11 protein-coding genes and 3 tRNA genes are annotated in these 13,575 nt (G+C 67.2%); 4 read left to right on the forward strand and 10 right to left on the reverse strand.

Features of this window, described 5'->3' with window-relative positions; translation table 11 throughout:
- Positions 1 to 26 precede the first annotated feature (26 nt).
- Both ACFYRU_RS14105 and ACFYRU_RS14110 read left to right on the forward strand, forming a co-directional pair.
- Entirely contained in the window at positions 27 to 380 is a 354-nt protein-coding gene (locus ACFYRU_RS14105) for a hypothetical protein (protein ID WP_387657538.1), read from the forward strand.
- Positions 381 to 447: 67 nt separating this feature from the next.
- Complete coding sequence (locus ACFYRU_RS14110; RefSeq protein ID WP_387657541.1) at positions 448 to 963, forward strand: GNAT family N-acetyltransferase; 516 nt, start codon at positions 448 to 450, stop codon at positions 961 to 963.
- Here the strand turns inward: ACFYRU_RS14110 and ACFYRU_RS14115 are convergent.
- The 5 genes from ACFYRU_RS14115 to ACFYRU_RS14135 form a co-directional block, all read right to left on the reverse strand.
- Positions 913 to 2,115: a hypothetical protein gene (locus ACFYRU_RS14115; RefSeq protein ID WP_387657544.1), complete on the reverse strand. Its 1,203-nt coding sequence runs from the start codon at positions 2,113 to 2,115 to the stop codon at positions 913 to 915. The two genes, ACFYRU_RS14110 and ACFYRU_RS14115, sit on opposite strands and share 51 nt — an antisense overlap.
- Positions 2,112 to 3,233, reverse strand: a complete 1,122-nt coding sequence (locus ACFYRU_RS14120; protein ID WP_387657547.1) for a hypothetical protein — start codon at positions 3,231 to 3,233, stop codon at positions 2,112 to 2,114. The genes ACFYRU_RS14115 and ACFYRU_RS14120 overlap by 4 nt, the downstream gene beginning before the upstream one ends.
- Positions 3,234 to 3,542: 309 nt before the next feature.
- Positions 3,543 to 4,262: a DinB family protein gene (locus tag ACFYRU_RS14125; protein ID WP_387657550.1), complete on the reverse strand. Its 720-nt coding sequence runs from the start codon at positions 4,260 to 4,262 to the stop codon at positions 3,543 to 3,545.
- 595 nt (positions 4,263 to 4,857) lie between these two features.
- Positions 4,858 to 5,880, reverse strand: a complete 1,023-nt coding sequence (locus tag ACFYRU_RS14130; RefSeq protein WP_387657553.1) for a carbon-nitrogen hydrolase family protein — start codon at positions 5,878 to 5,880, stop codon at positions 4,858 to 4,860.
- Positions 5,877 to 6,728: a class I SAM-dependent methyltransferase gene (locus tag ACFYRU_RS14135; protein ID WP_387657556.1), complete on the reverse strand. Its 852-nt coding sequence runs from the start codon at positions 6,726 to 6,728 to the stop codon at positions 5,877 to 5,879. Before ACFYRU_RS14135 ends, ACFYRU_RS14130 begins: the two co-directional genes overlap by 4 nt.
- 172 nt (positions 6,729 to 6,900) lie before the next feature.
- Between ACFYRU_RS14135 and ACFYRU_RS14140 the strand changes: the two genes are divergently transcribed.
- Entirely contained in the window at positions 6,901 to 9,579 is a 2,679-nt protein-coding gene (locus tag ACFYRU_RS14140) for an ATP-binding protein (RefSeq protein WP_387657559.1), read from the forward strand.
- Positions 9,580 to 9,941: 362 nt separating this feature from the next.
- Here the strand turns inward: ACFYRU_RS14140 and ACFYRU_RS14145 are convergent.
- The 3 genes from ACFYRU_RS14145 to ACFYRU_RS14155 all read right to left on the reverse strand — a co-directional run bounded on the left by ACFYRU_RS14145 (position 9,942) and on the right by ACFYRU_RS14155 (position 10,270).
- Positions 9,942 to 10,018 (reverse strand) — tRNA-Phe (locus ACFYRU_RS14145).
- 45 nt (positions 10,019 to 10,063) lie between these two features.
- A tRNA-Asp gene (locus tag ACFYRU_RS14150) sits at positions 10,064 to 10,140 on the reverse strand.
- Between the two features lie 57 nt (positions 10,141 to 10,197).
- Positions 10,198 to 10,270 (reverse strand) — tRNA-Glu (locus tag ACFYRU_RS14155).
- A gap of 84 nt (positions 10,271 to 10,354) precedes the next feature.
- On the opposite strand from ACFYRU_RS14155, the gene ACFYRU_RS14160 reads away from it, so the two are divergent.
- Positions 10,355 to 10,705, forward strand: coding sequence for a metallopeptidase family protein (locus ACFYRU_RS14160; protein ID WP_387657561.1), 351 nt, complete (start codon positions 10,355 to 10,357; stop codon positions 10,703 to 10,705).
- A gap of 47 nt (positions 10,706 to 10,752) precedes the next feature.
- On the opposite strand, the gene ACFYRU_RS14165 is transcribed toward ACFYRU_RS14160, so the two are convergent.
- Both ACFYRU_RS14165 and ACFYRU_RS14170 read right to left on the reverse strand, forming a co-directional pair.
- Positions 10,753 to 11,481, reverse strand: coding sequence for a polyprenol monophosphomannose synthase (locus ACFYRU_RS14165; RefSeq protein ID WP_387657564.1), 729 nt, complete (start codon positions 11,479 to 11,481; stop codon positions 10,753 to 10,755).
- Between the two features lie 226 nt (positions 11,482 to 11,707).
- Entirely contained in the window at positions 11,708 to 13,573 is a 1,866-nt protein-coding gene (locus ACFYRU_RS14170; protein WP_387657566.1) for a hypothetical protein, read from the reverse strand.
- Positions 13,574 to 13,575: the final 2 nt, after the last annotated feature.

A 13,575-nucleotide genomic window follows, 5' to 3' on the forward strand; every position in this document is an offset into this window, starting at 1 on the left:
ACAGCAACCACACTCGGCAGCTGTACGTGGAGGACGTACAGCTGCCTGTTGCAACGCGGTTCGACTGCTCGAACACGAACTACCTGCTCGTCGGCGAGATCATCCAGAAGGTCACCGGCCGGACGTACGGCGAGGAGGTGCAGCGCCGCCTGCTCGGCGCCTCCTGCAGGGGCGGTACGTACGGCCTCGGGCTGTCCTGGCATCGGACCGCGTGCGGCGTCGAGGTGTACGGCAACGACGGCGACGCGCTCGCGTACCAGGCTTACTCGTACGCCACCGAGGACACCCGGCGGCAGGTCACCGTCGCGGTCACGCCGAACTTCAGGACCGACCCCGACGCGTCCGTCGACGCGTTCGTCGACCAGGCGATCTGCCGCTGAAACCGGTCCCTCGGTGTGACATTGTCCGCGCGCCGGTTTGGTGATCGGGCGAAACGGCGACACTGGTATGGATGCACAAGCTGTCCATCTCCCGAAGGGGTCCGGGACCTTGGAACTCGCCATGCTCGGTGCCGATGACTGGCCGCTCGCCCGGGAGGTTCGCCTCCGCGCGCTGAAGGACTCGCCGTCGGCGTACCTCGCCGACTACGAGGACGAGGTGGGCGTCGGTGAAGCCGGCTGGCGCGAACGGTTCACCCGGATGCACTGGGTGGTGGCCCGGGACGCGGCCCGGATCGTCGGGCTGGCGAGCTCGGTCCGGGTGGCCGGCCGACCGGCGTACGAGCGGCACATCGAGTCGGTCTGGGTCGACCCGCGGTACCGCCGCAACGGCGTACTCCGGGCGATCCTCGGCCAGCTCGCCGCCGAGGAACCGGCCGTCACCGAATGGCGGGTCTGGGTGCTGGACACCAATGCGGTCGCACGTCAGGTGTACGACCGCCTCGGCTTCAGCCCCACCGGCGAACGCCAGCTGCTAGCAGACGGCTCCGGCCGCCGCGAGATCCGCCTGCGATTCGGTCGGTAGCCCGTACCCGCAGGACGTCCACGTGGTGAGCTGGAGCTCCGCGAGCGCATCGCGCCGGCTCAACGTCGACGGCAGCTTCTGGAACATCCCCTGCCAGCGCTTCTCGTCCTTCTGCCAGCTCTCGATGAAGTCCGCGCACAGGTCCGGGGAGATCCGGTCCGCCAGCTCGCCCGCGGTGGTCAGCGACGCCCGCATCCGGTCGTAGTCGTCGGTCGTGAGCCGGCTGCCGACCTGGTCGAGCCGGGTGATCGTCTGCTGGATCGTGTGCAGGCGGAGTTCCTTGTACTCCTTCCAGTGCCCCGGGCTCATCGCGGTCAGCAGGTGGTCGTCGAAGCTCTGCGATCCGCTTTCCAGCGTGGCGTACAGCCCCTCGGCGAGGAGGTCGCCGAACTCTTCCCGGGCGGCCCGCTGCGGATCCGCGAACGGGTCGTACGCGAGCTGGCTGACCTCGCCGGTCTTTGCCAGCGCGCGCTCCGCGGCGTGCCGGGCGAAGAAGAACCAGTCCTCGTTGTAGACATCGGCGAAGAACGAGAGATTCGGGGCCTGCAGGTTGACGCCAAGGGTGGCGCCGCTGACGAACACGTCCTGCTTGAACCCGACGATCCGCCGCGCGTGGCAGACCACCGAGTTGTCCGGGTACTCCCGGCTGGCCATCGACGCGACCGGATACCTGTCCAGGCTGCTTGCCAGCCGCCGGACGTGCAGCGGATTGAGTGCCCTGATGTCGTCGTCGATGAACAGGATCTTCTTCCAGCCCATCAGCCGGCCGAGCAGCAGGCCGATGTTGCGCTTCGCGCTGAGGTCGCTGGAGCGATTGGCCGAGACGTCGTGGAACCGCTGCGCGGAGGTCAGCGGCTCCGGGCAGGGCGGCTGGTAGTTCTCGGGCACCTCGATCACGAGGGCCTGCGCGCGGAAGGTCTTCCGTACGCGGCTGACGACCTGTCCGACCTGTGCATCCCGGCTGCAGAGAATGAGCAGCGGTATGTCCAGCCGGGCGGCCAGCGAGATGACGGGCTGCAGCTCCGACGCCCGGCGCGCGGCCGGTACGACGATCGCGTCCGGGAGGGTGTTCGCGGTCGCGGTGAGCGAAGCCGAGCTGTCGCAGAGCAGGTTCTGGTGCGAGGACTGGATCTGCCGGGCCTGGGAGCTCATTCGGCCTCATCCTCCGGCGACCACTCGAACAGCCGGTTGTCCGCGATCTCCAGGTCCGGGGTGACGGCCTCGCCGTTGACCACCGAGACCCGCATCAACAAACCGAAGACGCCACCTGGGAACCGATCCGCCAGGTAGGCCTCGTTGCGTTCGCGTACGGAGTCGTCGGTCAGTGTCCGGACCGCGCCGAGCACACCGCGGCTGTAGACGCCGTTGCAGATCGTGATGGTCCTGCTGTGATTGAACGGATTCGGGAGCCGTGCGAACAGCGCCACATCCTCCACGAGCTCGCGGCGAGTGTCGCCGCGCCACGCGTCCTGGGCCTGGTCCGCCTCGAGCTCGGCCCGCGTCGGCGCGTCGTCCTCCGGGTCCTTGCTCTCCTCCCAGACCGGCCGGTACTCGCGGCCGTCCCGGGACCGGAAGATCTCGCCGTCGGCCAGATCCGGTACGGACAGCTGCCGGATCGGAAGGTTGTCCAGGACCCGCAGCAGCCGGCTGGTCACCCGGTTCCAGGCGATGCCGCCGATCAGGATGAGGTGGCCGGACAGGTGGTCCGCGCTGACCTCCGACGGGAGGCGGTGCCGGACCCTGAGCTCCGGGTTCGAGGCGCGGACATGGCCCCACATCTCGATCAGCGCGTCGAGGTCGGCGTACTTGTACAGCTTCGTGAAGTTCGGGTTGTCCTCCTGGCCCAGGCTCGAGCGTCCGTCCTCGGGGACCTCCGGGCAGATCAGCGTGATCCGGCCGGACTCGAAGTCGAAGGTGTACGAACTGTTCGACGACGGCGCGCTGGTCTGCTGGTGGCGGATGTCGTCGCGGAGGTTGACCAACTCGCGGTGCAGCGTGTTGAAGCGCTCGCGATCGGCAGGTGTCAGGTCCTGCTCGCGCGGCACCCGGCTCGGGACGGGGTTCGTCCCGAAGAGCAGCGCGTACGATCGCAGCCGCTCCTCCGGCGGCAGCTTCGGATTGGTCTCGGACTCCCACGAACTGATCGTCGCCACCGCGATCCGGACCTCGGCGCTGAGCGCTCGCGCCAGTTCCTTCTGCGTGAGTCGTTCCGACGCCCGCAGGTCGCGGAGCCGCCTGGCGAGTCTTACGGCCTCTGGAGAAGGGGCCACTTGTCACTCCCGAAAATGGTCAACCAAGTGCGGGCGTCCAGGACCGCCGGACCCTACACCCCGCTCTACCGACTTCACCGAGCCCTGCTGTACTGCGCTTCCGGGGGTCACCCGAAAGCCTTCCCGTCTGCGACGGCTGGGCCCTGCTACGCGGTTCCCTCGCCCCATTGCTCCTGACAAACTGGCGATTGACCGTAGTTACACCGTAGCTCTACCGTAGTACCGAAGTCGACCTGAAGCCAACTGAAGCCACACGACTCGCGGACAACTGGGAGAAATCCGGGCCCCGATCGAGGTATTCGTCGAGTCCTACTCGGCGTCTTGTGCCTCGATCAGCGCGAGGTCGCGGACGCAGAAGCCGTGGTGTTCGAAGGTCTCGTTGAGGACTGTGCGAAGGCACCGGCCGACCGAGCGACCGCGGGCGTACGGCGGCCATACGTCGTCTTCGGGCACCGGCGCCGGCGCGGCGAGCTGCTCGGGGGTGACTTCCTCGAGCCACGCCTCTAGCTCGGCGGCCTGTGCGTCCCGTACGCGCACGATCTCGTCGAGCGCCGGATCGAGCGAGCGGTCGATCCCATGCCCTTCCCGGTAAGGCTCGACGTCAGGCCCGATACCCATCGGCGTGAACAGCTCGGTCGACCCGAGGCAGCATCGCCGGAACCACGAGTCGTGCACGAACACCAGGTGCCGCATCGTCTGCACCGCCGACCATTCGTCGTTCACGCTCCGACGCTCGATCCCCGGTGTACGGCGCATCCGCTCGACCGTGGCGCCCCAACCGGCGTGCAACTGACGGGCCGCCTCATGCAGCTCCCGAGGCTCGTCGGAGCGGATCAACTCCCGCACCGGATAACGCCGATCAAGCTCCGCCTCGACGTACCCGCTGACCTCCACCCCATTCACCACAAGATTCGTGACGAGCCCATCAATCACCGCGTCCTGCATGACAACACCGATCCAGCGCGCCCCGGTGAGATCACACTCCCGAAACTCTGCACCACTCATATCCTCGTCGACATACCGTGTCATGCCTCGCACCCTAGATCCACAGCCCGAACGCCGGGCGATTGGGAAGGAAAGTTCCTCGTGGTTGCCGGGCCGTCAGTTGGCACTGGCTGTTGCTGGGGCACCCGCCGGTGCGGTGTCGCTCTCGCTTCAGCTGCCAATGAAGCCATCGGCAACAATCGTCTATGGCGGATCGATTCTGACCAGCGCCCTACTTGGCGGGGCTGAAGCAAGTCGACGAGTTTGTTCCGACAGGGACGCCAGCACGGGATGCGACACCAACTCGTCCATGCCCGCGGGTTCTTGGCGCAGGCCACGGCTGCGGCCAAGAACGCTCAGCTTGAGGCCGACACCCGGCAGGAGGTCGGTTTTCCCTCCTCGGCGAGGGCAAGTCCGAGGGAGCAAGCACGGAATTCCTCCGCGTCTTGGGCCTGGCGCCCACGTTAGGCATCCGTGCGGGCAGGGCGCGATGTTGCTGTGAGAGGTCGACGATGACCGCTGGCAGCTCACTCAAGTGGCTGGCGCGGCCGACAATCGGCGGCCTCCGAGTTCGTTGCGGCGGCCAGCAAGCTCGTCATGAAACGCGACCATCCACATCGACATAGTGCGCAACTCCACATCATCCGATATGTCGGTGTGCTGACGACGCCCCTCCGCGATCACTGTTCTGGCCGTCATCGGTCTCTGACGGTTGGGGAGCGGTCACGGTCGTGATGGCTGGCCTCGGCCGCGTGTCCACTGTGAGGCTGAAAATGTCCGGCCTGTGGTAGTGACCTGACACGTCGAAGAGCCGGCGGAGCTCGGCCACCTTTGTGAGGTCGATCCTCGTGGTGAGGATCCCCTCCGCATGCCGCAAGGGTCCGGCGACCAGCTGCCCGCTGGGGTCGCAGATCAAGGTGTTGCCAGGCTCGATCCATTCTCCGTCACCCGGTGCGGGCTCGGGCGCGATCCGACTCCGGTCCGGAAGGTCGGCCGGGATCTGGTCGTATCGCAGACAGGGATTGACTCCGACAACCCACATCCGGCCCTCGCGAGCGATGTGCTGCATGGTCGCCACCCAGCCGTCACCGCGAGCCAAGGTCGGTGCCAGCCACACCTCCACGCCTTGCGCATACTGGTGGAACCGCGCCAACGGCATGTAGTTCTCCCAGCAGGTCAGCCCGCCCAGTCGACCCAGCGGCGTCGGTACGACGTCCAGGGTCGAGCCATCGCCCTGACCCCAAACGGTCCGTTCGGAACCGGTCGGGACGAGCTTGCGGTGCTTGTTGAGCAGCCGGCCGTCGGCGCCGAAGTAGAGAACAGTGTTGTAGATAGTGGTGCCGTACGGCTCCCGCTCCTGCACCCCGATCACCAAGTGAACCCGATTGGCTCGGGCGATCGCACCGAGTGCCGCGGTTACTGGACCGGGCACGACGACGGCTTGTTCAACGAGCTTTGCGTACCACGGGCCGTCGCCGGCCCAGATCGGGCCGCTGTCGATCCACAGCGGCGTCCCGGGGACGAAGGCCTCGGGTAGCACCACGAGCTCCGCTCCCGTCATGGCAGCGTCGGTCACTAGTTGCTCTACGCGTGCGACCGTGGCATCCCGATCGAGCAATACGTACGCCGCCTGGACTGCGGCCACAGTGAAACCGCTGCTCATCGCGCACCCGAGATGACGTGGAGCTCGCACGGACCGACGAACCCCGCCTTCGTCTCGTAGACCTGCAGCGCCGACTCGACGTCCACCCAGATCTGCTGCCGTTCAGGCTCCTTCAAGCCCGACAGCATGTGATGGAGAGCACCGAAGGACTCGCGTTCGAAACGCACGCAGTCGGCGGCCGACGGGAGCAGCAATGGCGCGACGACTGTATCGACCCTCACGTCGTGGAATCCGGCGTCACGAAGTGTCTGACGCGCCGCGGCCGGCTCGCCCAGGCAGAACGGACCCGGCTGATCAGAAGATGGTGAGGGCAGCCCGGCGCGGCTCCGGATCAACGCGAATGGCGTGGAGAAGAAGCCGTTCCGCTCGGCAGTTGAGTAGACGATGGCCGCGAAGCGCCCGCCGTCAATGAGGCTGGATCGGATGCCCTGCAGAGCCCTTACCCGGTTTGGAAAGTAGATCAGCCCCAATCGGCAGATCGCTGCATCGAATTCCTCGCACCACTTGCTGTCGATCTCCTCGCCGTCCACCTCGTATGTCGTGATCTGCGAGAAGCCAGCCGCGTCGGCCGTACGTCGGGCGTATGACAGGATTCTCGGTGAGGTATCGGTGACCGTCACCCGACCGACCGACCCGGCCCGTCGAGCAGCCGACATAGCCTGGCCGCCCGCGCCGCCGGCGACATCCAGCACGTGCGAGCCAGCAGCGACGCCGGCGGCGTCCAGCATCGCCGCGGTGGCCTCGCCCAGCCATTTCTCCAACGTCGGTCCCCAGCGGTGCCAGGCCTCAGCGGCATCCTCCCACTGCCTCCTGGTCGTCTCTTTGTACGCAAGTGCGTCGAATGTCATCGTGCCTCCCGGGATCTCGTCCTGCTGGCTTCTGCGAGCCGAGAGTCGCGCTACTAGTGCAGCCCCGCATCCGTGCCCACCACGGATCCTGTCTAGGTGGCACAGCCTGCGCTTCAGATGGCACGGCTGGCGTCGCTGGTCAACGGCGCTTGGACGCGCAACACTCTGAAGGATGACGACTGCGATGGCTCCGATATCGGGAGTGACCGACCGAGAGCGCGACGTTCTCGTCCTGGTAGTCGGACACTTGACGAATGTTGAGATCGCAACGCGACTCTCGCTGTCGGTACGCACCGTCGAGTCACATGTCTCTTCACTCATCCGCAAGCTCGGCGTGCCCGATCGACGTGCGCTGGCGCGGCGGGCCGAAGAGCTTAACCTTCTGAGACCGCGGTGCCTCCACCGCTGGCCCAGCTCGGCCAACCGATTCGTGGGGCGCAGCCCGGAGACAGCCGAGCTACGTACCTGTGTGGAGGCCCACCGCCTGGTGACCGTGACTGGGCCGGGCGGCGTCGGGAAGACCCGGCTGGCGATCCATGCCGTGGAGCAAGTCGCCACCGCCCGTCCCGATGGCGCGTGGTTCGTCGATCTCAGCCAGGTTGCCGCGCCAGAAGTCGTCGTGGCGGCGGTGGCCGCGGCGGTTGGGGTCGTGGAGCCACCAGGACAATCGCTCGGCGACACGTTGACCGACCGGCTCAGTCGCTCGGACGGAATCCTGGTCGTGGACAATTGTGAGCACCTGCTACCGGAGGTGGCGAGCTATCTGGCCCGGCTCGTCGAGGACTGCCCTCGACTATCGATCGTGACGACCAGCCGCGCGCCGCTCCGGTCGCCGAACGAATGGGTATACGAGCTGCCGAGTCTCGCAGCGGATGACGCGAGCGAGCTCTTCCGCATTCGCGCCGAAGCAGCGGGTGCGACCGTACCTTACGACCCACGAGTGGCGGAGCTGTGCAGCCAGCTCGAGGGGATGGCCTTGGCGATCGAGCTTGCTGCGGCTCGATACCCCCTCCTGGGCCTGGACGGGCTGGCGGCCGCACTCGGAGACCCTCTGCAGCTGCTCGGTTCCGGAGACGGGGCGCGTCAGCGGTCTCTCCGCGCCACCATCAGCTGGAGCGTCGACTTGCTCGACGACGCCTGCCGGGAGCTGTTCGCAGCGCTTTCCGTCTTTGCTGCGCCGTTCACCGTCGCTGCCGCACACACGGTCGCATGGCCCGAGCACGCGGTCGCGGATGCTGCACGTGTTCTAGCGACGCTGGCCGACCAGCACCTGCTGTACGTCGAACCCGGCAACCCGACGCGGTACCACTTTCAGGAGGTCGTACGGCAATACGCTGCAGACCTTCTGGCGGACGGGGCTAGTGAGGTGCAGCGGAGCCACGCGCGATGGTTGTCGGGTGGCCTGCACGCGCTAGGGCCGGTCGCGCATGACGACGCGTGGTGCGAGCGGTTCGACGAGCTCGCCGTCGAGACTCGTGTCGCGCTCACCCGACCGATAGACGTCAGGGACCTCGGCGAGCTCTTCGCAGAGCTGTTGGTACAGCGGGGTCGGCTGGAGGAGGCGCAGCGACGCTTTGAGACCGTGGCAGCCACCGCGGTGACGGACGCCAACGATCGCGCGAGTCTCCTTCTTAAAGCCGCCGGGGCTGCCGCGGCTCGACTGGTAGGTAACGAAGCCCTGCGGCTGCTGGACGAGGCGACGGAAGCAGCAGCCTTGGGTTCGGATCCAGACGCCGCTGGTGGCGCACTCGCTTGGTCGGTGATTTACGCGGCCTTCCACTCGGGGATCATGGCCAATCCACCCGAGAAAGGCGAGATCGAAAGTTGGCTCGCGGAGGCGCGGCGGCTGGTGCGGCCCGGTTCGGCGGCCGAGGCCACGGTCCTGGCGGTCACTGCCATGTGTCCGGTGGACGATCATCCTCAGTCGGTGGCAGCGCTACGGCGCGCAGCCGATCACGCGATTGCTGTAGGGGAGCCGGTCGTCGGGTCGGCTGCGTTCGACCGCATCTGTTACAGCCAGCTGTTGAGCGGCGACTACACGGATGCGCTCGCCACAGTGCAGGCCCGCGGCGTCCTCATAGATCCGTTGCCATTAAGCGCGGCCACGGCATACGCCTTCAACGACTACTTACTGATGGGATGTGAGGTCTCATTGGCTGCGGGGGACCTTCCGGGCGCGACGTCGTTCGCCGAGCGCCTCGCGGCCCTCCCCTGTTACCGCGACTACGTCCACCCTCCGCTTGCCCGTCGGCTTGAGGTCGACGTCCTTGTAGGAGACCTGGTCGGAGCCACCGAACGCGGAGACCGCTTCCTCGCCTCGTGGACGCGGGCCGGCAAACACCGCGCCTCGACGCTGGCTGTCGGTGCATACTCGGTTGCTCTGGCGCATGGCCTCCTCGGCGACGACAGCGAGCGTGAGATCTGGCGAGGCGTCACCGAGCATCTTCTTGACGGGCCGCTGACTCCGCCGGACCGTCCGGACGTCGGATGGGCACCGACCTTGGACGCCTGGCTCCTGCTGGATCGCAATCGACCTCATGAGGCCTGGGCACGGCTCGCCGCTGACCTGGGCGACCCGACTTGGACCGCGAGCCCGACCGCCCTGATGTGGAGACCGTGGTATGCCGCCGCGTGGGCCGAAGCAGCGGCCTTGATCAGGGTTTCGGATCTTGACCGGCGGCTGGCCTCGGCGCGGGCTCACTCTGCGAGCAATCCAGTGACCATGGCTCTCGTTCAGCGCGCCGAAGCTTTAGCAAACGGCGATGCCCGGGGACTTGCCGCCCTCGCCGAGAGGTTCGACGACCTGGGCGCCTGCTACCAGCGAGACCGTACGCGGCGACTCGGCCCGTGATCGAACGCGAGCCTCGGCGTCGCGCTAACTCGTGCCCGGATCCGTCATCTGTCCGGTTGAGAGGATTCACCCGCCTTCGAGATCGCGAGGCCGCAGCCATTCACCGCCATCGCGGCCTTGACCCAGAATGCGGTGTCTGCACTGGGCTCCTGATCGAGGTAGGAATTGACATCGGCTCCCGACCCGCAACCCCGTCAGCACGATGGAGTCACGTCATACCGTCTGGGGTGTAGGCAGCGCCAGCTCGCAACTGAACGGATGGGTGAGAGCGCGTGAGTTAGCCGCGGGCGAGAAGCAGAGCGACGAGGTTGTCGGGCGCCTGTCCCATGTGGAGAAAGCTCCCCCTCAAGCAGCGAGAGAAGTGGTGGTCAGGGGCGGTCTCGAACCGCCGACCTTCCGCTTTTCAGGCGGACGCTCTACCAGGCTGAGCTACCTGACCGGGGAGAAAGTTCGGCGGCGGTGTTTGGACACCGCCGCCTTCTCCTGGCGACCCAGACGGGACTCGAACCCGCGACCTCCGCCGTGACAGGGCGGCACGCTAACCAACTGCGCCACTGGGCCTTGCGACTCGATGATCCTACAGCATCCTCGAGCTAGGTTTTGCACCGGCTTTCGCCGTATCCCCAACGGGATTCGAACCCGCGTTACCGCCTTGAAAGGGCAGCGTCCTAGGCCACTAGACGATGGGGACTCGGACCCGCGGGAGCCGAAGCTCCAGGGACAGCCGTAAGCATAGAGGAGACCGCGCCAGCTTCCAAAACGAGATACTGGTGGGGTGATCGAGATGAGCCGGGCCGACTTCGAGCGGTTGGTTTCGCAGGCGCTGGACGAGGTGCCGGAGGAGCTCGCGGGGCTGATCGACAACGTGGCGGTGTTCGTGGAGGACGAGCCGCCGGCGGGGGAGGCGGAGCTGCTCGGGATCTACGAGGGCATCCCGTTGACCGAGCGCGGGCACTACTACGGCGGCGTGCTCCCCGACCGGATCACGATCTACCGCAATCCGACGCTGAAGATCTGCGAGACCGTCGAGGACGTGGTGGATGAGGTGAACATCACGGTCGTGTACGAGATCGCGCACCACTTCGGCATCGACGATGCCCGGCTGCACGAGCTCGGCTACGGCTGACCCGCAGGCGTACGCGCTCCGCCGGACAGCCGCTGTACAGCAGTCGGTCAGGAGCGGCCGAAGAGGAGTTTCCAGGGCATCAGGGCGGATTCGAGTTGGACCTTGAGGGACATCTTGGAGACGCCCTCGGTGCGTTCCTCGAAGCGGATCGGGGTTTCGGCGATCTTGAGGCCGCGCTTGACCGTGCGGTAGTTCATCTCGACCTGGAACGAGTACCCGTTGCTGGCGATCGAGGCGACGTCGATCCAGCGCAGGGTGTCCGCCTTCCAGGCCTTGAAACCGGCCGTGGCGTCCTTGACGTGCAGGCGCAGGATCGCGTTCACGTAGAAGTTCGCCCACGCGGACAGTGCCCGCCGGTGCCAGCCCCATTCCGCGGCGGCCGAGCCGCCGGGGACGTACCGGGAGCCGATCACGACGCCGGCGTCGGTGGTACGCAGGATGTCGACCATGGTCGGGATGACCGAAGCCGGGTGCGACAGGTCGGCGTCCATCTGGATGACGATGTCGGCACCCTCGTCGAGCGCGCGGGTGATCCCGGCGACGTACGCGCGGCCGAGTCCGTCCTTCACGGTCCGGTGCAGTACGCCGACCTTCTCCGGCGACTCCTTCGCCAGTTCGTCGGCGACGTCGCCCGTACCGTCGGGGGAGTTGTCGTCGACAACCAGGAGCTCCAGGCCGGGCAGGTTCAGGTCGGACAGCAGCCCGGCCAGCACGGGCAGGTTCTCCCGCTCGTTGTAGGTCGGTACGACGACCACGATCTTGGCTAGCTCACCCATGACTTTCCTTCGTCGGAGACACCGAAAGCTATCGCATCGCCGGTTTAGGGTCGTGCAGGTGACGGCACTCGGCGTCGGTGGGACAGCAGGTCGATGCTATCGGGATCACCGCGGCGACCGGGACCGGCGTACCGCCCGGCCGCGACACCGAGCTCACCACCCGGCGTGTCAACCTGGCGACGGACTGCACTTACCGAGCGGTTCTGGCAGCTCCTGGGTGTGACGCTCACCATTCGACGGCGGGAAGGTCCTTGCGGGTCAGCACGTCTTCGCAGGCCAGCAGGAGGACGCCGATACACCAGGAGTGCGAGAGGGTGAGCAGCGCGCCGGGTGGGCCGAAACACTCGGTCTGGTAGTACCGCTCGGTGACCATGCCCCGGCGGGCGTTGAAGTCGCCGTCACGGCGGGCCACGAACTGGCGGGCGAACCTCAGGTGCTCGGCGGCCGAGACCGCGTAGCTGTCGTCACCGGTCAGCGCGGACAGGGTCGCCAACTCGGCTGTGCAGATCAGGCCGTAGTTGTGCAGATGCTGGTTCGACGGACTGGCCTGGTCGGCGCCGCGGGTGCGGAAGCCGTACGCGCCGAGGACCGTGTCGGGAGCGAACCGTACGTCGTAGCTGTAGCGGAACGTCAGCATCCAATCGGCGGCATACCGGGCCAGTTCGAGCCACTCGTGCACCGAGTCGATCCGGTGCAGCCCGACGTAGGCGAACAACGCCGCGTAACCGTCCTCGGATGTCGGCGCGAGGTCCACGTCCTCCGGCGCGCCACACAGACTGTCGGAACGGACGAAGGACGCGTAGTACCGCCCACCGCGGAGCGCCGCCGTACGGTAACGCTCGTCGCCGAACAGCTCGTACGCTTCGGCCATCGCGGCGACCCAGGTGAGCCCGGCGGCTCCGCTACGGGACAACACCTCGCCGGTCTCGAGGTGGTACAGGCTGCCGAAGTTGCCCTCGGCATCTTGTGCGGACAGGGCGAACTCGAGGTTGCTCAGCGCTGCCGCCCGCCAGTCAGGGTGATCGATCGGCTCGGCCGTCAGCGCGCGAATCGTGAACAGCGTCGCCTCGGCCAACGTCCGGGCGTGCAATCCGCCGGGCACGGGCGTCCACGACCCCCTCCAGCCGTGCTCGGCGTACCACGTACCGAAGAAGGTGCCGGCCGGCGTGAGGTTGCGGGTGATGTGGTCGATGACGGCCGTCCCCGCGTCGACGTACGTCTGGTTGCCGACGCGCCGGCCGTGGCGCAGCAAGCCGTGTGCGTACGGGATCCCGCTGACCCAGGCGACGTGCATCGCGAGCCGGTCGCCGCGATCGCCCAGGTCCGCGGCCAGTTCGCGGTCGAACAATGCGGTCTCGATGAGCACCGCCGGATCCTCCCGGTAGTGCCAGCGCCAGAGGCCGTACGACGTCAACTCGGCCGCCTGCGCGATGTCGATCCACGGTGTGACCGGTGGCTGCGCTGCCCGTTCCCGGTCACGGAGGCTGCGGAGGATCGGCGCGTAGCTGTGCCGGTCGGCCGGCAGTGTCCACAGGCAGACATCGAGCTCATGGCTCTCGCCGGGCTGCCAGGTGTACGCCTGGGCCAGCGGCGCGACACCGCGCGGTTCGCCGACGTAGCTGAACGGCTCTTCGCGGTAGGGCAGCGAGACCCAGATCGACGCCGGTCGCCCGGGCCTGGCGCCTAGTCCGAGTCCGCTGAGGCCGAGCGACGTGTCGGCGGCAACGGTCAGCGCGACGCCGCTTTCGTTGCCCCAGGCAAAGATGGCCGGTGTCGCCGCGCGGTCCGCGCGGAACGCCCACTGGTCCGCGGTCAGCGTCGCCGAGTCGAGCTCGCCCGGCGCGTACCGCGGGTACAGACGCATGCAGGACGGATCACGGTTGGCGCCATAGAAGAGCCCCGGGATCAACCAGTGCGGGGGACCGTCCGGCACCGGCACCTCGAAACGGATGCGCGTGTCGACCGGCTCCGGTCCGTCGAACCGTACGCGCAGACGTACGAGCTGGGGGCTACCTGAGCTGACGTTGAGTTCCACGCTCCAGCCGTCGTCGCTCAGCGGCGATCCGTCCGGAGACTCCAGGCGTACTTGCACGG

Source organism: Kribbella sp. NPDC004536 (assembly GCF_042873835.1).
Classification (GTDB): Bacteria; Actinomycetota; Actinomycetes; order Propionibacteriales; family Kribbellaceae; genus Kribbella.